15 protein-coding genes and 1 pseudogene are annotated in these 20,191 nt (G+C 71.8%); 3 read left to right on the top strand and 13 right to left on the bottom strand.

All coding sequences use genetic code 11. The features are described 5' to 3' along the window. Window positions 1-165: 165 nt before the first annotated feature. Window positions 166-3,555 (bottom strand): dTMP kinase, encoded by a 3,390-nt coding sequence (gene tmk, locus BKA18_RS20255; RefSeq protein ID WP_366044112.1) that lies wholly within the window; start codon window positions 3,553-3,555, stop codon window positions 166-168. A gap of 133 nt (window positions 3,556-3,688) precedes the next feature. Then, window positions 3,689-6,526, bottom strand: coding sequence for a type I DNA topoisomerase (gene topA, locus BKA18_RS20250; RefSeq protein ID WP_366044111.1), 2,838 nt, complete (start codon window positions 6,524-6,526; stop codon window positions 3,689-3,691). Between the two features lie 504 nt (window positions 6,527-7,030). Here topA and BKA18_RS20245 point away from each other — a divergent pair. After that, window positions 7,031-7,669: a hypothetical protein gene (locus BKA18_RS20245; RefSeq protein WP_366044110.1), complete on the top strand. Its 639-nt coding sequence runs from the start codon at window positions 7,031-7,033 to the stop codon at window positions 7,667-7,669. Then, window positions 7,666-8,106: a DUF2752 domain-containing protein gene (locus BKA18_RS20240; RefSeq protein WP_006604138.1), complete on the top strand. Its 441-nt coding sequence runs from the start codon at window positions 7,666-7,668 to the stop codon at window positions 8,104-8,106. Before BKA18_RS20245 ends, BKA18_RS20240 begins: the two co-directional genes overlap by 4 nt. 25 nt (window positions 8,107-8,131) lie before the next feature. On the opposite strand, the gene BKA18_RS20235 is transcribed toward BKA18_RS20240, so the two are convergent. From BKA18_RS20235 to bldG, 7 genes are all read right to left on the bottom strand, one after another. Further along, complete coding sequence (locus BKA18_RS20235) at window positions 8,132-8,536, bottom strand: hypothetical protein (RefSeq protein WP_366044109.1); 405 nt, start codon at window positions 8,534-8,536, stop codon at window positions 8,132-8,134. Window positions 8,537-8,791: 255 nt separating this feature from the next. Then, complete coding sequence (locus tag BKA18_RS20230) at window positions 8,792-8,989, bottom strand: hypothetical protein (RefSeq protein WP_093484401.1); 198 nt, start codon at window positions 8,987-8,989, stop codon at window positions 8,792-8,794. A gap of 87 nt (window positions 8,990-9,076) precedes the next feature. Continuing rightward, window positions 9,077-10,615, bottom strand: a complete 1,539-nt coding sequence (locus BKA18_RS20225) for a DUF7059 domain-containing protein (RefSeq protein WP_366044108.1) — start codon at window positions 10,613-10,615, stop codon at window positions 9,077-9,079. A gap of 148 nt (window positions 10,616-10,763) precedes the next feature. After that, window positions 10,764-11,348, bottom strand: a complete 585-nt coding sequence (locus BKA18_RS20220; RefSeq protein WP_366044107.1) for a small secreted protein — start codon at window positions 11,346-11,348, stop codon at window positions 10,764-10,766. Between the two features lie 218 nt (window positions 11,349-11,566). Next, a complete protein-coding gene (locus tag BKA18_RS20215; RefSeq protein WP_366044106.1) occupies window positions 11,567-13,972 on the bottom strand; it encodes a sodium-translocating pyrophosphatase in 2,406 nt (801 codons plus the stop codon). Window positions 13,973-14,807: 835 nt separating this feature from the next. Continuing rightward, on the bottom strand, window positions 14,808-15,242 hold the full coding sequence (locus BKA18_RS20210; protein WP_366044105.1) for an ATP-binding protein: 435 nt from the start codon (window positions 15,240-15,242) through the stop codon (window positions 14,808-14,810). A gap of 111 nt (window positions 15,243-15,353) precedes the next feature. Then, window positions 15,354-15,695 (bottom strand): anti-sigma factor antagonist BldG, encoded by a 342-nt coding sequence (gene bldG, locus BKA18_RS20205; RefSeq protein ID WP_046926810.1) that lies wholly within the window; start codon window positions 15,693-15,695, stop codon window positions 15,354-15,356. A gap of 162 nt (window positions 15,696-15,857) precedes the next feature. Here bldG and BKA18_RS20200 point away from each other — a divergent pair, with 162 nt between their 5' ends. Beyond that, window positions 15,858-18,221, top strand: a complete 2,364-nt coding sequence (locus tag BKA18_RS20200) for a DEAD/DEAH box helicase (protein ID WP_366044103.1) — start codon at window positions 15,858-15,860, stop codon at window positions 18,219-18,221. 207 nt (window positions 18,222-18,428) lie between these two features. Here the strand turns inward: BKA18_RS20200 and BKA18_RS20195 are convergent. The 4 genes and pseudogenes from BKA18_RS20195 to BKA18_RS20180 form a co-directional block, all read right to left on the bottom strand. Then, window positions 18,429-18,749, bottom strand: a pseudogene (locus BKA18_RS20195) (Rv3654c family TadE-like protein); the annotation flags it as partial. After that, the gene (locus BKA18_RS20190) at window positions 18,727-19,122 is read right to left on the bottom strand and encodes a TadE family type IV pilus minor pilin (RefSeq protein WP_366044102.1); all 396 of its coding nucleotides are present in this window, start codon (window positions 19,120-19,122) and stop codon (window positions 18,727-18,729) included. The gene BKA18_RS20190 and the pseudogene BKA18_RS20195, both read right to left, overlap by 23 nt. Continuing rightward, a complete protein-coding gene (locus BKA18_RS20185) occupies window positions 19,109-19,321 on the bottom strand; it encodes a DUF4244 domain-containing protein (protein ID WP_006604147.1) in 213 nt (70 codons plus the stop codon). The genes BKA18_RS20190 and BKA18_RS20185 overlap by 14 nt, the downstream gene beginning before the upstream one ends. Before the next feature lie 224 nt (window positions 19,322-19,545). Then, window positions 19,546-20,106, bottom strand: a complete 561-nt coding sequence (locus BKA18_RS20180; RefSeq protein ID WP_366044101.1) for a type II secretion system F family protein — start codon at window positions 20,104-20,106, stop codon at window positions 19,546-19,548. Between the last annotated feature and the right edge of the window lie 85 nt (window positions 20,107-20,191).

Below are 20,191 nucleotides of genomic sequence, written 5' to 3'. Positions count from 1 at the left end.
CCACGCATTGCTCCGCGCCTGACCCATTGTGGTGCAACCCACTGACAAACGAACCCGGAAGCCGGCGCCGGCCGCTCGGCGGACACCCGTCCCGGACCGGAAAACGGCCGTGACCGCAGCTTTCGGGCTGCGGCCACGGCCGTCGGCAGGCGCCTTCCGGGCCGGCTAGCGGCGCCGTCCCCGGCCGCCGCGACGGCCGTTGTCGCCCGCTCCGCCGTCCGCTTCCTCCTCGTCGTGCTCGCCCAGCAGCTCGTCGGCGAGCGTCGGCAGATCGTCCAGCGGGGTCTCCTCCGCCCAATCGGGGCGGGGGCGGTTGCGCGGCGGGGTCTCCACGGGGCGGCCCGTTTCCGGGTCGATCTGCGGGAGTTCGCGGGTGCGCTCGACGCGCGACTCGGCCGGGGAGCCGGACGGCCGTCCCGCTGCCGTGCCGTTCGCCGTCCCCGGTGTCCCCGACGCCTCCGGTGCCTCCTTGCGGAACATCCACGACGGCACGCGGTCGGCGGGGTCGCCCGCCCGGCCGTGCTCGTCCCGTCCAGAGTCCCGTCCACCGGAGTCCCGTCCACCGGTGTCCCGTACGGGCGGCAGGACGGCGGTCTCCTCCGCGTCCGCGCCGGCTCCACGGTCGTACCCGGAGTCCCGGGCGTCCCGCACCGAGGGCAGCACCGCCGTCTCGTCCGCCGCACCGGACGGCTGACCGCCCCGCGCCTCGGGCCACGACAGGGCCTCCGTACGCTCGGCGTCCGCACCGGAACCGGACGCGGCGGAACCGGGCCCACCGGAACCGGACGCGCCGGAGTCCGCACCCTCGCTCTCCGCCATCCGCTTCCGCAGATCCGCGATCGGCGTCTCCGCAGTGGGCGCCTCGTCCGCATCCCTGGCCTCGGCCGCCGCCTTGGCCTCCGCCGCGGCCGCCTCCTCGGCGGCCGCCCGCCGCGCCTCCTCGGCGCGGACCAGGGCCGCCTCGGCCTTGCGCTGCTTCTCCAGGCGGCGCTCCTCGGCCTCCTTGCGCAGCCGCGCCTCTTCCTCGTGCTGCTTGCGCAGCCGCTCCTGCTCGGCCTGGCGGGCGCGCTCCTCCGCCTCGCGGCGCTGCCGCTCCGCCTCCGCGGCCTGCCGCGCCTCCTCGGCGCGCTTGCGGGCCTCTTCCGCCTGGCGGGCCTCCTCGCGCGCCCTGGCATTCTCGGCCTCGCGGCGCTTGCGCTCCTCTTCCTCGGCGCGCAGCTTGGCGAGCTGTTCCTGGCGCTCGCGCTCCAGACGCTCTTCCTCCGCCTTGCGCGCGGCCTCCTCCTCGGCCTTGCGGCGGGCCTCCTCCTCGGCGGCCTTACGGGCCTCGGCCTGCGCCTGGATCTCGGCCTCGGACAGCGGGAGCACCTGGTCGAGGCGGTGGCGTACGACGGTGGTGACGGCTTCCGGTTCCTGCCCGGCGTCGACGACCAGATAGCGCGCGGGGTCGGCGGCGGCGAGGGTCAGGAAGCCGGCGCGCACCCGCTGGTGGAATGCGGCGGGCTCGGACTCCAGCCGGTCCGGCGCCTCGGTGAAGCGCTCCCGCGCGGTCTCCGGGGAGATGTCCAGCAGCACCGTCAGGTGGGGGACGAGGCCGTCGGTGGCCCAGCGCGAGATCCGGGCGATCTCCGTGGGCGCGAGGTTGCGGCCGGCGCCCTGGTAGGCGACCGAGGAGTCGATGTACCGGTCGGTGAGGACGACCGCGCCGCGCTCCAGGGCGGGCCGGATGACGCTGTTGACGTGCTCGGCCCGGTCGGCGGCGAACATCAGCGCCTCCGCACGGTCCGAGAGCCCGGACGTCGAGACGTCCAGGATGATCGAGCGCAGGCGCTTGCCGATCGCGGTGGCGCCCGGCTCGCGGGTCACCACGACCTCGTGGCCCTTGCCGCGGATCCACTCCGCGAGTGCCTCGACCTGGGTGGACTTGCCGGCGCCGTCGCCGCCTTCGAGGGCGATGAAGAAGCCGGTGGGAGCGGGTGCCTGAGCCGGGTCACCGCCGCGCAGCGCCTCCAGCAGATCGCGCCGCAGCGGCACGCCCTGCCGGTCGTCGACCTTGCCGAGGACCAGTGCGGCGACCGGCAGCAGCAGCGCGCCGGCCAGCATCAGGGTGTAGGCGGCGCCGCCGTAGGCGAAGTTGAAGGTGCCGTTTCCAAGGTGGTGCGGGCCGATGACGGCGGCGAGCAGCGGCGCGACGATGGCGGCCACCGCGATCGAGAGCCGCACGACGGCGTGCAGATGCTCGGTGGTGCGGGCGGTGCGGGACTCCTCGGACTCCTGGTCCAGCAGGACGTGCGCCGTATTGGCGGCTATGCCGGCGCAGATGCCGGCCAGCAGCGCGAGGACCAGCACTGTCGTCGGGTCCGGGACCAGCCCCATGGCCAGCAGCGTCAGGCCGGTGGCGGCCACCGCAAGGGCGAGCAGCCGGCGCCGGGAGAGGACGGGCAGCACGCGGTGGGCGCCGCGGATGCCGACGGCCGTGCCGCCGGTCAGCGCGAGCACCACCAGCGCGAAGGCGGCCGGTCCGCCGGCCAGGTCGTAGCCGTGCAGCACGGCGAGCGAGACGGCGGCGGCGATCGCGGCGGCCACCGCGGCGCAGGTCGTCACCAGCAGCGGGATGGCACCGGTGCGGCCCTTGTCGGCGGCCGTCCGGGCGGGACCCTGCTCGGGCTTCTCGCCCTGGGCCGGCTGTGCGGTCTTCGCTCCCGTGGCCTTCGGGCGGAGCAGTCCCTCCAGAGGGGAGCGCGGCCGCGGCGTCTGCACCCCGGGGAGTTCGATGAAGTAGAGGATCGATACGGAGGCGGCGAACAGACCGGCGGCGACGTACGAGCCGAGCGCGGCCTGGTGCAGGTGGAACCAGTCGATGCCGGTGCCCAGCAGCTTGCTGACGAGCGTGACGACCACCAGTACAGCGGCCGCGATCGGCAGCGAGACGAAGGCGGTGCGCAGCGAGAGGCGGCGCAACGCGTCCATGTTGTCCGGGAGCGGCCGGACGGCGGAGCCCTCCGCGGGCGGCGCGGGCAGCAGCCCGGGGGCCGCGCTCTCCCGTGCGACGGTCCAGAAGCGTTCGGCGACGCCGGTGACGAAGACCGTGACCAGCAGCCAGGCCAGTGCGTTGTCCGGCGTCCAGTCGATCCACAGGGGGGCGACGACCAGCAGCGCGAGCCGCAGCAGATCCGCGCCGATCATCGTCCAGCGCCGGTCCAGCGGCCCCGACGGCGCGGTGAGCGCGGACAGCGGGCCCAGCAGGACGGCCCCGAAGAGCAGCGTCGACAGCATCCGGGCGGCGAAGACCGCGGTGACCGCAAGGGCGGCACCCCGATAGCCACCGCCGAAGACGGGCTCACCGCCCAGTGGTACGTACAGCGCCGCCTGGAGGGCGAGGAGTACCAGGACAAGCATGGACAGGGCATCGCCGATACCCCCGACGAACTGGGCGCTCCACAATCGCTTCAGTGGGGGGAAGCGAAGCAGGGCTCGCACGGCGCGCTCGCGGGAATCCGCCGCTAGGGCGCCTGAAGTGGGGGTCACGACCGTTGGCTGCTCGGCACGCGTCATCTCGCCAGCCTATCGGGACACGCCACGCCGTCGAGCGCCTGCCCGAACAAATGGGCGGGCCCGACGGAATGTATCCGTCGGGCCCGCCCTTGTCCTGCGGTTTTGCGTCCGGCCGGCCCGGCCGGAGGCTCCGCTAGTCCTCGGCCGACGCCGCCGTCTTCTTTGCCGCCGCGGTCTTCGCGGTGGCCTTCTTGGCGGTCGTCTTCTTCGCCGCGGTGGTCTTCTTCGCCGCGGTCTTCTTGGCTGCCGTCTTCTTCGCGGCCGTCTTCTTGGCCGGCGCCTTCTTGGCCGCCTTCTTGGCGGTCTTCTTCGCCGGCCCCTTGGCGCGCTTCTCCGCCAGCAGCTCATAGCCGCGCTCGGCGGTGATCGTCTCGACGTCGTCGTCCCGCCGCAGGGTCGCATTGGTCTCGCCGTCGGTGACGTACGCACCGAAGCGGCCGTCCTTGACCACCACCGGCTTGCCGCTGACCGGGTCCGTGCCCAGTTCCTTCAGCGGCGGCTTGGCGGCGGCCCGCCCGCGCTGCTTGGGCTGGGCGTAGATCGCCAGCGCCTCGTCGAGGGTGATGGTGAACAGCTGCTCCTCGCCCTCCAGGGAGCGCGAGTCGGTGCCCTTCTTCAGATACGGGCCGTAGCGGCCGTTCTGCGCGGTGATCTCCACGCCCTCGGCGTCCTTGCCGACGACGCGCGGCAGCGACATCAGCTTGAGCGCGTCGGCCAGCGTCACGGTGTCCAGCGACATCGACTTGAAGAGCGAGGCGGTGCGCGGCTTGACCGCGTTCTTGCCGGTCTTCGGGGTGCCCTCGGGCAGGATCTCGGTGACGTACGGGCCGTAGCGGCCGTCCTTGGCGACGATCTGGTGACCGCTCTCCGGGTCCATGCCCAGCTCGAAGTCGCCGCTCGGCTTGGCGAGCAGCTCCTCCGCGTACTCCACCGTCAGCTCGTCGGGCGCCAGGTCGTCGGGGACGTCGGCGCGCTGGTGGCCTTCGGCGTCCTTCTCCCCGCGCTCGACGTACGGGCCGTAGCGGCCGACCCGCAGCGTGATGTCGCCGCCGACCGGGAAGGACGAGATCTCCCGGGCGTCGATCGCACCCAGGTCCTCGACCAGCTCCTTGAGCCCGCCGAGGTGGTCGCCGTCGCCGTTGCCGGCGTCCGCGGCGCCGCCCTCGCCATGGCCCTCGCCGAAGTAGAAGCGCCGCAGCCACGGCACGGACTGGGCCTCACCGCGTGCGATGCGGTCGAGGTCGTCCTCCATCTTGGCGGTGAAGCTGTAGTCGACCAGCCGGCCGAAGTGCTTCTCCAGGAGGTTGACCACCGCGAAGGACAGGAACGACGGGACGAGCGCGGTGCCCTTCTTGAAGACGTAGCCGCGGTCGAGGATCGTGCCGATGATCGACGCGTACGTCGACGGACGGCCGATCTCGCGCTCTTCCAGCTCCTTGACCAGCGTGGCCTCGGTGTAGCGGGCGGGCGGCTTGGTGGCGTGCCCGTCGGCAGTGATCTCCCGCGCGGCCAGCGCATCGCCCTCGGCGACCTGCGGCAGCCGGCGCTCGCGGTCGTCGAGCTCCGCGTTCGGGTCGTCCGCGCCCTCCACATAGGCCTTGAGGAAGCCGTGGAAGGTGATGGTCTTGCCGGACGCGCTGAACTCGACGTCCCGGCCGTCGGCGGCCCGGCCACCGATCTTGACGGTGACGGAGTTACCGGTCGCGTCCTTCATCTGCGAGGCGACGGTCCGCTTCCAGATCAGCTCGTAGAGCTTGAACTGGTCGCCGGTCAGACCGGTCTCGGCCGGGGTGCGGAAGCGGTCGCCGGAGGGGCGGATCGCCTCGTGCGCCTCCTGGGCGTTCTTGACCTTGCCGGCGTACGTGCGCGGCTTGTCCGGCAGGTAGTTCGCGCCGTACAGATGCGTCACCTGCGCCCGGGCCGCGGCGACCGCGGTGTCCGAGAGCGTGGTGGAGTCCGTACGCATATAGGTGATGAAGCCGTTCTCGTACAGCTTCTGCGCCACCTGCATCGTCGCCTTGGCGCCGAAGCCGAGCTTGCGGCTGGCCTCCTGCTGGAGGGTGGTCGTCCGGAACGGGGCGTACGGCGAGCGGCGGTAGGGCTTCGACTCGACGGAGCGCACCGCGAAGTCGGTCTGCTCCAGGGCGGCGGCGAGCGCGCGGGCGTTCGCCTCGTCCAGATGGAGGGCGTCGTTCTTGAGCTGCCCGTTGGGACCGAAGTCACGGCCCTGCGCGATGCGGCGGCCGTCGACGGTGTTCAGCCGGGCGGTCAGGGTCGACGGGTCGCTCGCGTCGCCGGCCCGGCCGGTGGCGAAGGTGCCGGTCAGATCCCAGTACTCGGCGGAGCGGAAGGCGATGCGCTCGCGCTCCCGCTCGACGACGAGCCGGGTCGCCACGGACTGGACCCGGCCGGCCGACAGCCGCGGCATGACCTTCTTCCACAGGACCGGCGAGACCTCGTAGCCGTAGAGGCGGTCGAGGATGCGGCGGGTCTCCTGGGCGTCGACCAGCTTCTGGTTCAGGTCACGCGGATTGGCGACGGCCTCGCGGATCGCGTCCTTGGTGATCTCGTGGAAGACCATCCGGTGGACGGGGACCTTGGGCTTGAGGATCTCCTGGAGGTGCCAGGCGATGGCCTCGCCCTCGCGGTCCTCATCTGTGGCGAGATAGAGCTCGTCGGACTCGGCCAGCAGCTCCTTGAGCTTCCTGACCTGGTCCTTCTTATCGCTGTTGACCACATAGATCGGCTGGAACTCGGCGTCGACATTCACACCGAGACGGGCCCAGGGCTCGCCCTTGTACTTCGCCGGGACCTCCGCGGCACCGTTGGGCAGGTCCCGGATGTGCCCGACGCTGGCCTCGACCACGTAGCCAGGGCCGAGGTAGCCCTTGATCGTCTTCGCCTTGGCAGGCGACTCGACGATGACGAGTCGGCGGCCGCCGCCGTCTGCGGTCTCGCTGGTCGGGGACAACTTCGCTCTTCTCTCCGGTCGACGCTGGGAATACCCCCCGGTCGGACGTTGGGGGCGCACTGCGGTGACGCTTGACGCTGCGGAGTGTGACGGTACCTCCCGGCCCCGTGTCAAACGGAAAAACCCCGCAACGCCACTCGAACGGTAACCCGACTACATGCCTTCATGCCGCCCGGACCGCACCAGGCGTTCTCCGCGGGCCGGGAGCGGGCCCGATGGATCATGGCGAGCCAACGCTGCTTCCCGGCGCCCACCTCGGAGGACTCCTGCGGACCGCGGTCCCGGCACCATCGGCGATCTCACACAGTGACGGATCCCCGACGGTTCGCCGCCCGCCCGTCGCCGCCCGTCGCACCGTCCGCGGGCGGCCGACCGTCACAGGGCGGCGACGGATGCTGTCATTGCCTTGATACAGCATGTGAGCGGGCTGGCAGGATGGACACGGCACGGCTCGCCGTTCGAGCCGAGTACTGCCGTCATCACGCACCCTCGGGGGGACCACCCATGGCGAACCAGTACCCCGGACCGCCACCGGAACAGCCGCCAAGCCAGTCCGGCCAGTCCGGCCAGAACCCTTACGCCACGCCGGACGACGGCGCGCCCGCCGGCTCCGGATACGGCTTCCCGCAGGGCGGCCGCCCCGGGGAGCCCGGATACGGCTATCCGCAGGCCCCTTCGCAGCAGCCGCCCGGATACGGCTATCCGCAGGCCGCCTCGCAGCAGCCGCCCGCGCCCGGCTTCCCGCCGGCCGCCCCGCCACAGCCGGCGCCCGGCGGATTCCCGGGCGGCGCCCAGCCCGGCGGGATGATGCTGTCGCTCGGCGATATCGCGGTCAGCGGCGACACGGTCATGACACCCGCCGGGCCGATGCCGCTCAAGGGCGCGGTGTGGACGGCGACCGATATGTCGCGGACGGAGGAGAGGATGCCGACGCACGCCGTCGTGCTCGCGATCGTCTTCTTCCTCTTCTGTCTGCTCGGTCTGCTCTTCCTGCTGATGAAGGAGCGGGTGACGACCGGGTTCGTGCAGGTCACGGTGAACAGCGGCGGCCGGCACCACTCCACGATGATCCCGGTGCAGTCCCGCGAGCAGGTCATGTTCGTGCTCAACCAGGTCAACTACGCCAGGTCGCTGAGCGTGTGAGTCCCGAGGAGCTGTGGGGTCCCGCCGAGCCCGCGGGGCCCTCCGGGGCGACGGTCCGGAAGCGCACCCTCCGCACCGCGTCGATCGCGCTCGGTCTGGGTGCCCCCGCCGCCGTCTACCTCTGGCACACCGATCCGCACCAGCCGGGGCAGCTGCTGCTCCCCTGCCCCTTCAAATGGGCCACCGGACTGCTGTGCCCGCTGTGCGGCGGGACGCGGATGGCGTACGACCTGATGCACGGCGACGTGCTGACGGCCTTCCACGACAACGCCGTGCTCCTCGCGCTGGGCGGGCCTCTCGCGGCGTACGCGGTCGCGCGCTGGCTGGTCGCGGGCCTCGGCGGGCGCACGTACCGACCGCGGGTGACGGCCCGCGGCAATGCCGTGGTGCTCGGCATTGCCGCGGTGTGGATGGTCGCCCGCAATCTCGTCGGTTAGGGAGCGGCCGCGGGACGGTCCCAGGTCAGCGAACGGTGACCTGGACCACCGGCGAGACGGTGCTGCCGGCGCCGATGCGGAGCTGGTTGACGCCCTTGATGCCGAGCTTGACCCGCACCGAGTAGGTGCCGGTGCGGTTGACCGGCGTCTGTGCGGGCAGCGAAACCCACTTCGTGCCCTGCTTCTGCTGGACGGTGACCTTGGTCCCGGCCTTGAGGCCCTTGGCGGCGCCGGAGATCCGGAACTCCTGCCAGGCGTTGACCGTGGTGGCGCTGGCCTTGGCCGTCAGGCTGGCGGCGGCCGGCGCGGTGGCCACGACCGAGGCGGACGAGTGGAGGTCCTTCGGCACGGCGAAGGCCGCGGCGGTGCCGCCGCCGAGCAGGGAGACGGCGATGACGCCGACGGTGGCGTAGCGAAGTGCACGGTTCATCTGAGTTCCTCACTGAGGTGTCGGTGCGCCTGCCGGTCTGGTGGCCGTCGGCCGACCGGCCTGTTGAAGACCTGCACTGAGGAACATGGCTGACGGCACTGGAAAGTTCCCGCTTACCGCCACAGATCGGCCAACTACGGCGGAACTGTCCGGAAGTGAACGTCGTGCCTTGTCAGGGCAGTTGAGGCCGGCGCTTCAGCGCGGTGGCGAAGGCCGGCAGCGAAGGCCGGCAGCGACGACCGGCAACGGCCGCGGCTACAGCGCCGCCAGCAGCCAGCAGCCCGTGGTCAGGAACACCACCCCGGACAGCAGCGCCGTCACGGTGGCGACCGGACGGCTGACACCGTCGGCGACCGGCATACCGGTCCGCAGGCACAGCCCCGTCCACGCCAGAAGTCCACCGCCGAACAGCGCGAACGCCACACCGGCGAATGCCTCGGGTCCACTCTCCATGCGGGGAGCGTGACACGCCGGGGCAGCCTCCGGGCGAACGCCGGATGAACGGCTTCCGCGTGTCCCGCACCGCTCCCCTGCTTCTCGTCAGTCGCCCGCCGCCACCGGCTCCAGGAACCCCTGCTCGACCAGCGTCCGGATCGAGGCGGGGGTACGGTCCCGCAGCAGAACCGGGTCCTCGCCGACGAGTTGGGCGATGGCGTCCAGGATCCGTCCGGCGGGCAGCGAGCCGTCACACACCCCGGCGAAACCCGCGCCGACCGTGTCCACCTTCGTCGCGCGCCGCATACCGCGGTTCTGACGCAGCACCACATGCTCCGGGTCCTCCGACCCGGGCAGCCCGACCTGCTCCTGCACCACCCCGTCGGCGAGCCGGAAATGGGCGGCCAGCAGCGCCGCGTCGTCCGTGGCCTGCAGATAGTCCTGGCGGGCGAAGTGCGCTACGACCGACTCCCCCAGGGGCTGTTCCACCGGATGCGGCCATTCCTCGACCGTGATCGACGGGGTGTCCGACCCGGACTTGCGCAGCGTGATCCAGCCGAAGCCGACGGCCTTGGTCTTGTGCGCCTCGAACTCGTCGAGCCAGGCGTCGTAGCGCGCGGTGTACGTCTCGTCACCGGCACGGTGGTCGCCCGCGTCCCGCAGCCACAGCTCGGCGTACTGGGTGACGTCCTGCACCTCGCGCTGCACGATCCAGGCGTCGCAGCCGCGCGGCACCCAGGAGCGCAGCCGGTCGTGCCACTCCTCGCCCGCCACGTGCTGCCAGTTGGCCAGCAGCTGGCAGTATCCGCCGTCGTTGAGACGCGCGGCCGACTGCTGGACGAGCGTCCGGCACAGGTCGTCGCCGCCCATGCCGCCGTCGCGGTACGTCAGACGGGCGCCCGGCGAGATCACGAACGGCGGGTTGGACACGATCAGGTCGTACGTCTCCTGCCCGACGGGCTCGAACAGCGAGCCCTCCCGCAGGTCCGCCGGTGCGGCCCCGGAGAGCGCCAGCGTCAGCGCGGCGATCCGCAGCGCCCGGGGGTTGAGGTCGGTGGCGGTGACCCGGGTGGCGTGCTGGGCGGCGTGCAGCGCCTGGATGCCGGAGCCCGTACCGAGGTCGAGCGCCGTGGCGACCGGGCGGCGCACGGTGAGGCCCGCGAGGGTCGTGGAGGCGCCGCCGACGCCGAGCACCAGCTCGGAGCGGTCCGCGTCCCCGTCGCCCCGGATGCCGCCGGCGCCGCCGACCGCACACCCCAGATCGGAGACGATCCACCAGTCCTGCCCCTCGGGGCCGCCGTACGGACGGACGTCCACACTGGCGCGCAGCTCGTCGCCCTCCTGCACCAGCCAGCCGTCGGCGAGGCAGTCCGCGACCGGCAGCGCGGCCCGGGCCCGCTGCAGCGCCACCGGACGCTGCAGCAGGAACAGCCGCACCAGGGTCTCCAGCGGGCCGTCGCCGCGCGTCGCCCGCACCGCGGGGACGGTCTCGCTGCGCGCCAGCGCGGCATAGGCCGGGGCGCCGAGCAGCTCCAGCAGCCCGTCGGCGGTGAAGTCGGCGGCCAGCAGGGCCTCGCGCAGCCGGGCGGTGCGGGCGCTGCTCTCGGGGTCCTGGGCATCTGCGGTGGGGAGGTGCGTACTCACGCCACCATTGTCGGCCCTGCCACCGACAATCGGCGACGGCCCGGCGCCGCGCCCCTTCCGGGCGCGTCGCCGGGCCGTCCGCAGCCGTGCCGGGTCCGCGTCCACCGCGGTCCGCCGGCCCTTCGTCCTTCCCTGCCGTTCCGGGCCGCTACGCCTTCTTGGACGGTGTGGGGGCCGGGGAGCCGGACGCGGCCGGGTTCTGACAGCCCTTCTGGTTGGCCATCGCCGTGCCGACGTCGCCGGCCTCCAGGTTCTTGAAGGCCGCTTCGCTCTGCTTGTTGAGCTTGTTGATGCCGTTGGACAGATTGCGCAGTCCGTCCGCGAACTTCAGCTTGTCCGAGGTGTCCAGAGCCTTGACCTGCTTCTGGAGGTCCGCATATCCATTGGACAGCGAGTTGAGCTCCTTGACGGCGTTCTGCTGGGCCTGCTTGCCCTTCTCGGTGGGCGGCGGCCCGGCCTTCTCCAGGGACGTGGCCAGCGAGGCGTACGCCTGGGAAATCTTCTGGAAGGCCGCCGAGTCGGTCTGCTGGACCTTCTTGGAGTCCGTGCTGCCGTTGTCGGCCGCCTGCATGGCGGCGTTGGCGTCCTGGATCTGCTTGAACTGAGCCTGCGCAGGGTCGCAGAAAGTCTTCGCCCAGTTGTTGAGCTTCTTCTGGCTGTCGTCGCTGCAGCCGGTCAGCGCGAGCACCAGTGCCGCACCGCCGGACAGTGCAGCCACAAGCTTCTTGTTCACCGGATTGGTCCCTTCCATGGCTCTCGGCCCCGGAACATACACGTCCAAAGGGCCTGGGCAACGGGTCGGGCATCCCCGCCCGTCCTCATTGCAGCCATTTGCACCAAGCGCCGCAGGGCCACCCGAGCACACGGAAGGCGGGTGGCCGGCGTCTGCAAAAAACGCCGTCCACCCGCCCAGTTGAGCGGTCCGCGCGCCCTTCCGGTGATCCTTGCCGGCTAGGAAGCCACCGCCGTCTTGACCGATTTGGCGATGCCTTCGGGATCTTCGGAGTTGTCTTCGTCACCCACGGCGATTCCGCGCCGCTTGGAGACGTAGACCGCGCCGACGATGACGGCGATCGCCAGCAACGCGACCACGAGCCGTACGCCGACGCTCTTGTCCTCCCCGTATGAGAACTTCACCACAGCCGGCGCGATCAGCAGCGCCACCAGGTTCATGACCTTCAGCAGCGGGTTGATCGCCGGGCCCGCGGTGTCCTTGAACGGGTCGCCCACGGTGTCTCCGATGACCGTCGCGGCATGCGCCTCGCTGCCCTTGCCTCCGTGGTGGCCGTCCTCGACGAGCTTCTTGGCGTTGTCCCACGCACCACCGGAGTTGGCGAGGAAGACCGCCATCAGCGTGCCGGTGCCGATCGCACCGGCCAGGAACGAGCCGAGCGCGCCGACGCCGAGCGAGAAGCCGACCGCGATGGGGGTGAGCACCGCCAGCAGCCCGGGAGTGGCGAGCTCACGCAACGCATCCTTGGTGCAGATGTCGACGACCCGTCCGTACTGGGGCTTCTCGGTGTAGTCCATGATCCCGGGGTGCTCGCGGAACTGCCGGCGCACCTCGAAGACGACCGCTCCCGCCGACCGCGACACCGCGTTGATCGCCAGCCCCGAGAACAGGAAGACGACCGAGGCGCCGAGGACCAGCCCGACCAGGTTGTTGGGCTGCGAGATGTCCAGGCTCAGGCCCATGCCGGTGGCGGCGGTGCCGACGCCCTGGACGGCGGTGGCGATCGCGTCCCGGTAGGAGCCGAAGAGCGCGGCCGCGGCCAGTACGGCCGTCGCGATGGCGATGCCCTTGGTGATGGCCTTGGTGGTGTTGCCGACCGCGTCCAGGTCGGTGAGCACCTGCGCGCCGTCACCGGTGACATCGCCGGACATCTCCGCGATGCCCTGGGCGTTGTCGGAGACCGGGCCGAAGGTGTCCATCGCCACGATCACGCCGACGGTGGTCAGCAGACCGGTGCCGGCCAGTGCCACCGCGAACAGCGCCAGCATGATGGAGGCCCCGCCCAGCAGGTACGCCCCGTAGACGGCCAGACCGATCAGCACCGCCGAGTAGACCGCCGACTCCAGGCCGAGCGAGATGCCGGCGAGCACGACCGTGGCCGGGCCGGTCAGCGAGGTCTTCCCGACGTCCCGCACGGGACGCCGGGTGGTCTCGGTGAAGTAGCCGGTCAGCTGCTGGATCAGCGCGGCGAGCACGATGCCGATGGCCACCGCCACCAGCGCCAGCATCCGCGGGTCACCGATCCGGCTCAGGATGCCGGGGTCGGTGACACCGGTCAGGCGGCTGTAACTGGACGGCAGATAGGTGAACACCGCGACGGCCACCAGAACCAGCGAGATGCCTGCGGAGATGAAGAACCCGCGGTTGATCGCCGTCATGCCGCTGCGGTCGCGGCGCCGGGGTGCGACGACGAAGATGCCGACCATCGCGGTGAGCACCCCGATCGCCGGGACCAACAGCGGGAAGGCGAGCCCGGCATCGCCGAAGGCCGCCATGCCCAGGATGAGGGCGGCGACCAGGGTCACCGCGTACGACTCGAAGAGGTCGGCGGCCATACCGGCGCAGTCACCGACGTTGTCGCCCACGTTGTCCGCGATGGTCGCGGCGTTGCGCGGGTCGTCCTCCGGGATGCCCTGCTCGACCTTGCCGACGAGGTCCGCGCCGACGTCCGCGGCCTTGGTGAAGATGCCGCCGCCGACCCTCATGAACATCGCGATCAGCGCGGCGCCGAGACCGAAGCCCTCCAGCACCTTGGGCGCGTCGACCGCGTACACGAGCACCACGCAGGACGCGCCGAGCAGGCCCAGCCCCACGGTGAACATGCCGACGACGCCGCCCGTACGGAATGCGATCTTCATCGCCTTGTGGGAGACCGCCGTAAGATCCTTTTTCTCGGTGTCCCCCTCGGCGGGAGTGGCTTCCCGGGCGGCCGCGGCCACGCGCACATTGCTGCGCACGGCGAGCCACATGCCGATATAGCCGGTGGCCGCCGAGAATCCGGCGCCGATCAAGAAGAAGGCGCTGCGTCCGGCGCGCTGCGTCCAATTGTCCGCGGGAAGCAGCATGAGCAGGAAGAACACCACGACGGCGAATACGCCGAGGGTCCGCAACTGCCGTGCCAGGTAGGCATTTGCGCCTTCCTGCACGGCCGCCGCGATCTTCTTCATACTGTCGGTTCCCTCACCGGCCGCGAGCACTTGGCGGACCAGCACCGCCGCGACAGCCAGCGCCGCCAGGGCGACCACGGCGATCACCAGCACGATGCCGCGGTTGCCCGCCGTAAGAGACGGCCCGGCCAGAAAAGTGGGGGTGTCAAGCAACTGAGGGGTGTAAGGCCCCGCCATTCGTCCTCCTTGACGTTTGGCACATGGGCGCGCGGAAGCACGCTCAGGCGTCCTGAGCAAGATGTGGACGGATTGTAGGGAGCCGCGGTGGATCAAAACAGTACGCGTCAAAGGGAATTCGCCGGTAGCAGGGAAGATCAAAAGGCCGACGCCGCTCGGAATTCGCCCGGACGAAGGAATGCGACGAATTCACTGACTGCTGCCCGATGATCTCTCTGTCGTACTGATCGTTCACCGCCGGCGTACTGATCGTCGCTGCTCAAGGATGCCGCCTCGGAATCCGGGCCGCTTGAGGCCGCCGTGACACCGGAGAGAATTGATCCGCCCCGCTACGGCCGAACGGGTGGCCCACCACGCGCCCACCGCGTCCTGGCATCCGGCGAAGCCGCACCAGATCAAGTCCGGATCGCATCGCATGGCTGCGGCGGGGTTCGGGGCGCGCAGGGGCCGGGACGGCGGGATGGGGCCGGGGGAACCGGGGCAGGGGGCCCTGAGCCGCGAGCTAGGGCCCTGGAGCCGGGGCACGGGGGCCAGGGCAGCTGGGGACGGAGCCGGGCCACGGGAGCCGGGGCACGGGGGCCAGGGCAGCTGGGGACGGAGCCGGGCCACGGGAGCCGGGGCCGGGGCCGGGGTGAACACGGGAAGCTGTGGCCTCGGGCCTGCTGAGGGGCTCGTACCGCGGTCGGGGCGATGAGCAGTCGCCGGAGCGCGCCGGGACCCGCCGCGGGACGGCAGGAAGCGCGCAATGACGGGCACGAGGCCCTGGGTGCGAAGTACGCGCGCGATCAGGCAACCGGCCGGGTCGCAGCGGCAGGCGGTAAGGCGCTACCGGCCCCTACGGCAGGACCGCTCCCGCCGTCGTGGGCCAGGTCATGCGGATCATTCCGCCGTCCTTGCCGGTGGTGACCTCGACGTCGTCGACCAGCCCACTGATGACCGCGAGGCCCATCTCGTCGTCGCCCTCGGCGTCGCTCTCCGCGGCGCCCTCGGCCTGGTCGGTGCCGTGCGCACCGGAGTCGCCGTTCACTCCGTCGCCCACTTCGATCGAGAACTTCTTCTCGTCCTCGATCAGCAGGACCCGCACCGGCGAGTTGATGTCATGGCTCTCGTGCAGCCCCACGGCCCGGCTGCACGCCTCACCGACGGCGAGCCGCACCTCGTCGAGCACGGCCTCGTCCACCCCGGCGCGCCGTGCCACGGCAGCCGCGACCAGACGCGCGGTGCGGACATGCTCAGGAAGGGCGCTGAAGCGAAGTTCGACGGTGGCCATGCCATCCCCCTCGTTATGCGGGCGTGCGACGCAGGGGGCCGGACACTGCGTCCGGTACCCCCCACTGCTTCCTCCCCCCGCGCCTGATGGCGCGGGGGCCCGGCGAAACCGTCAGTCGGTGGCGGAGACGGCTTCGTCGACCGAGGTGTGAATCGGGAACACCTTGGTCAGACCGGTGATACGGAAGATCTTGAGAATGCGCTCCTGGTTGCAGACCAGGCGCAGCGAGCCCTCATGGGCACGCACCCGCTTGAGCCCGCCGACCAGCACGCCGAGCCCAGTGGAGTCCAGGAAGTCGACACGTTCCATGTCCACCACGAGGTGGTAGCTTCCGTCGTTCACAAGCTCGACCAGCTGCTCGCGCAGCTTGGGCGCGGTGTATACATCAATCTCGCCACCGACCTCGACGACCGTACGGTCGCCAACGGTCCGGGTCGACAGGGACAGGTCCACGGATCCTCCAGCACCTTGCTATCGAGCGGTCGCCCCCCTGGGGCCTCCCCACCGAAGGTAGGGGCGGATCTGGCAGCCGCCATGGCATTCAATCACTTACCAGCAGGCGTGCACGACGCCCTTTGAGCATTGTCCGTCACTCCGGTGACACACTCGGTGCCGATGGCCTCCAATCCACTCCCGCCGGATGCGGGCGCGCGCCCTTCCCCAGGCATGATTCTCGAACGTCTCGCCCGGGGCGCGACCCGCGCTGCGCGCATCACTCATACGGAGCACTTGCCCCCGCGCATCGGCAGCCATGCCGACTGGCCGCAACAGATCCGGCCGGAAGTGATCGACGCCATCCGGTCGGCCGGAATCGAGCGTCCCTGGGCCCACCAGGCACGGACATCCGAACACGCGGTGCGCGGCGAGTCGGTCGTCGTCGCCACGGGGACCGCGTCGGGGAAGTCGCTGGCGTATCTCGCGCCGGTCCTCTCCACGCTCCTGGACGGCTCCGAGGCCCCGAACGGGAGGGGCGCCACGGCCCTGTATCTGGCCCCCACGAAGGCGCTGGCCGCCGATCAGCGGCGTGCCGTACGCGAGCTGGCCGCCCCGCTGGGCACGGCCGTCCGGCCCGCGGTCTACGACGGTGACACCCCCGTCGAGGAGCGCGAATGGGTCCGTCAGTACGCCAACTACGTGCTGACCAACCCCGACATGCTGCACAGCGGCATCCTGCCGTCGCACCCGCGCTGGTCCTCCTTCCTGCGTGCGCTGCGCTATGTCGTCATCGATGAATGCCACAGCTACCGCGGCGTCTTCGGCTCGCATGTCGCGCAGATCGTCCGCCGGCTGCGACGGCTCTGTGCCCGCTACGGCTCCGATCCGGTCTTTCTGCTCGCCTCCGCGACGGCCGCCGAGCCGGGGCAGGCCGCGACCCGGCTCACCGGTCTGCCAGTGGTGGAAATCACGGAGGACACCTCTCCGCGCGGCGAGTTGGTCTTCGCGCTGTGGGAGCCGCCACTGACCGAACTGCACGGCGAGCAGGGTGCCCCGGTCCGCCGCACCGCCACCGCCGAGACCGCGGACCTGCTCACCGATCTCGCCGTCCAGGGCGTGCGTACCGTCGCCTTCGTCCGCTCCCGGCGCGGCGCCGAGCTGATCGCCCTGATCACGCAGGAGCGGCTGGCGGAGGTGGACCGTTCGCTGCCCGGACGCGTCGCCGCGTACCGGGGCGGCTATCTGCCCGAGGAGCGCCGCGCCCTGGAACGCGCGCTGCACAGCGGCGATCTGCTCGGTCTGGCCGCCACCACCGCGCTCGAACTGGGCGTGGACGTCTCCGGACTGGATGCCGTGGTCATCGCCGGCTATCCGGGGACCCGGGCCTCGCTGTGGCAGCAGGCCGGGCGGGCGGGCCGCTCCGGACAGGGCGCGCTCGCCGTGCTCGTGGCCCGCGACGACCCGCTGGACACCTATCTGGTCCATCACCCCGAGGCGCTCTTCGACCAGCCCGTCGAGACCACCGTCCTCGACCCCGACAATCCGTACGTGCTCGCCCCTCACCTGTGCGCGGCAGCCTCCGAAATCCCGCTCACCGAAGCAGACTTCGCCCTCTTCGGTACTGCGGCGGCCGGTCTGATGCCCCAGTTGGAGGCCGCGGGCCTGCTGCGCCGGCGCGCCAGGGCCTGGCACTGGACGCGCCGCGAGCGGGCCGCCGACCTCGCCGACATCCGCGGTCAGGGCGGCTCGCCGGTGCAGGTCGTGGAGGCCGGCACCGGGCGGCTGCTGGGCACCGTGGATGCCGCCGCCGCGCACACCACCGTCCACGACGGCGCGGTCCATCTCCACCAGGGGCGCAGTTATGTCGTCCAACAGCTCGACCTGGACGACGATGTGGCGCTCGTCGAGGAGGCCAGCCCGCCCTATTCCACGACCGCCCGCGACACCACCGCCATCTCGGTCCTGGAGACCGACACCGAGATTCCCTGGGGTGACGCCCGGCTGTGCTTCGGCTCCGTCGAGGTCACCAATCAGGTCGTCTCTTTTCTGCGCCGGAAACTGATCACCGGCGAGGTCCTCGGCGAGACCAAGCTCGATCTGCCGCCTCGTACGCTGCGCACCCGTGCGGTGTGGTGGACGGTCACCGAGGACCAGCTCGACGCCGCCCGGGTCAATCCCGAGCAGCTGGGCGGCGCCCTGCACGCCGCGGAACACGCCTCCATCGGCATGCTGCCGCTCTTCGCCACCTGTGACCGCTGGGACATCGGCGGCGTCTCCGTGCCGCTGCACCCGGACACCCTGCTGCCGACCGTCTTCGTCTACGACGGCCACCCGGGCGGTGCCGGATTCGCCGAACGCGCGTTCCACACGGCCGCCGACTGGCTCACCGCCACCCGTGACGCCATCGCCGCCTGCGAGTGCGAGGCCGGCTGCCCTTCCTGCATCCAGTCCCCCAAGTGCGGCAATGGCAATGACCCGCTCCACAAACGGGGAGCCGTTCGATTGCTGGGCGAACTGCTGCGCGGGGCGCCGAAGGAGGCCTAGCGGGTGCCGCAGCGGCATCGCTGGTGCCGCGAACGGCGTGACGGGTGCCGTAGAGGGCGTGAGGGGTGTTGTAGGCGGCGTAGGGGGTGGGCGGCTCACGGCGCTCAGTGGGTCGTCGGCGACCCGCGCGACGCCGCTGGCCGCGGCATCCGTAACGGGCCTGGCCCCGGCCCGCTCCTGGGGAAAGCGCCCGGCCGGGCCGGCCCGGGCGCGAACCCGGGAGGTGAACGGGGTACTCCCTGCCTCGGCCGAGACATCGGCGATCGAGCCGTCCACCACGCAGCGCACCAGGCGGGTGTGCTGCGCCGCCGCCACCCGGCGCGCCGCCGAGCAGGCCCCTGCCGGGCCCTGCAGGGCGTGATCCGCCGCAGCCAGCGCCGCCAGGTCCGCGGCGCCACCCGCCCGGTGTCGCGCCGTGACGGCCTGGCCCACACCCATCAGGGCAACGAAGACCGCACACAGCGCCGCTGCCGCGAAGACCGTCCAGACCGTTGCCGAACCCTCGTCACCGCACCGTCTCCTCCGCAAGGGCCACCGCCTCCCCTCGAACCCGCACCGTCAGCCGCGCCACGCCGGGCAGCTGGGCCTCGACCCGTACGCGCACCAGAGCGCCCTCCCTCGACAGCACGACCCGCGCACCCCGAGGGGCCGCACCCCGCGCCGCCGAGATCGCAGCCGACCGTGGTTCCGACCGCGCCGCGGCACGGGCCCCGGCCCGCGCCGCGTCCACGCACTCGATACGGGCGCAGGCCGCCATCAGCCCCCACATCAGCGCCGCCACCACCGCCACCAGTACGGGGAGAACCACAGCGGTCTCCGCCGTCACGAATCCGGCGTCGCGGGCGCTCGGCGGGGCGCCCCGAGCCCGGGGGCCCGGGGCGCGGCCGTCAGAACTGGACATTGATCGCCCGCTCGATCACCGATCGGAGCAGCGCCTGCACCGGCCCGCTCGTCACGACCTTGTAGAGCACCGCCGCCAAGGCACACGCCGCGAGCGTCCCCACGGCGTACTCCGCCGTGGTCATCCCCCGGTCGTCGGCCCCGATCGCGCGCAACCGCGCCCACCACCACCGGACTGTTCCACTCCGAACCATGTCCATCCCCCTTTGGATGTCTTCTGCTGATGGATCTCTTCTGCTGGTTGGCTGCCATCTGCCGGTTGGCCGTCGTCTGCCGATGGCCAGTTGAGGACGTGCCGGTGGCCGGGCCGGTGAGCCGGTGGCCTGGCCGGTGAGCCGGCGCCTCCTCCTGTCGCCGGTCCCCTGCCACGGCCGGTAAGGACTCGCTCTTCACCAGCCGCCTTCCAACCCGCGGCGCCCACGGCTCAGTTGCGCCCGAGCAAGCCGCTCGCCAGGCCGATCAGTACCGGCGCCACTCCGAGCGCCAGGAACGCCGGCAAGAAGCACGCCGACAGCGGCATGGTGACCAGCACCCCGGCCCGCCGGCCCCGGGCGACCGCCGCCCGGGCCTGCTCCGCACGGAGCCCGGCGGCGGTCCGGGAGGCCGACTCGACGGCCGGTACCCCGGATATCCCGGCGCGCTCCATACAGCGCGCCAGCCCTTCCGCGCCGGGGAGTTCGGCCAGCCGTGGCCAGACGGCCGCCGGCTCACCGCCCAGGCGGAGTTCCGCCGCCACCTGGCGCAGCCGCTCTGCCACGGGCCCGTCGAGCGACCGGCCCACTGCCTCGGCCGCTTCGCGCGGCCCGGCTCCCGACGCGAGGCAGGCCGCCAGCAGATCGCCGGCCGGTGCCAGTGCCGCCCGTACCTCCGCGGCCGCCAACCGCGCCGCTTCCGCACCACGTTGGTGTGCCAGACAGCGGTGTGCTCCAAAGCCCACGGCGAGTCCTGCCAGGACGCCGCCCACACCACCGACGAGGATGACCATGAAGAGAGCCGCTCCCACGGGGCCGGCCCACTCGCTCAGCCGACCGTGCGCAGCGTCCTTCGTCCTCGTGGCTCGCCTGCGCCAC

The sequence above is a fragment of the Streptomyces auratus genome (assembly GCF_050433025.1).
In the GTDB taxonomy this organism is placed as follows: Bacteria; Actinomycetota; Actinomycetes; order Streptomycetales; family Streptomycetaceae; genus Streptomyces; species Streptomyces sioyaensis.
This window is presented reverse-complemented; position numbering and strand designations above follow the sequence as displayed.

Bases quoted from the DNA above. Each gene is read 5' to 3' on its own strand.
- tmk (WP_366044112.1), bottom strand. From the start codon at position 3,555: ATGACGCGTGCCGAGCAGCCAACGGTCGTGACCCCCACTTCAGGCGCC.
- BKA18_RS20245 (WP_366044110.1), top strand. From the start codon at position 7,031: ATGGCGAACCAGTACCCCGGACCGCCACCGGAACAGCCGCCAAGCCAG.
- BKA18_RS20235 (WP_366044109.1), bottom strand. From the start codon at position 8,536: ATGAACCGTGCACTTCGCTACGCCACCGTCGGCGTCATCGCCGTCTCC.
- BKA18_RS20230 (WP_093484401.1), bottom strand. From the start codon at position 8,989: ATGGAGAGTGGACCCGAGGCATTCGCCGGTGTGGCGTTCGCGCTGTTC.
- BKA18_RS20215 (WP_366044106.1), bottom strand. From the start codon at position 13,972: ATGGCGGGGCCTTACACCCCTCAGTTGCTTGACACCCCCACTTTTCTG.
- BKA18_RS20210 (WP_366044105.1), bottom strand. From the start codon at position 15,242: ATGGCCACCGTCGAACTTCGCTTCAGCGCCCTTCCTGAGCATGTCCGC.
- BKA18_RS20200 (WP_366044103.1), top strand. From the start codon at position 15,858: ATGGCCTCCAATCCACTCCCGCCGGATGCGGGCGCGCGCCCTTCCCCA.
- BKA18_RS20190 (WP_366044102.1), bottom strand. From the start codon at position 19,122: ATGTCCAGTTCTGACGGCCGCGCCCCGGGCCCCCGGGCTCGGGGCGCC.
- BKA18_RS20185 (WP_006604147.1), bottom strand. From the start codon at position 19,321: ATGGACATGGTTCGGAGTGGAACAGTCCGGTGGTGGTGGGCGCGGTTG.
- BKA18_RS20180 (WP_366044101.1), bottom strand. From the start codon at position 20,106: ATGGTCATCCTCGTCGGTGGTGTGGGCGGCGTCCTGGCAGGACTCGCC.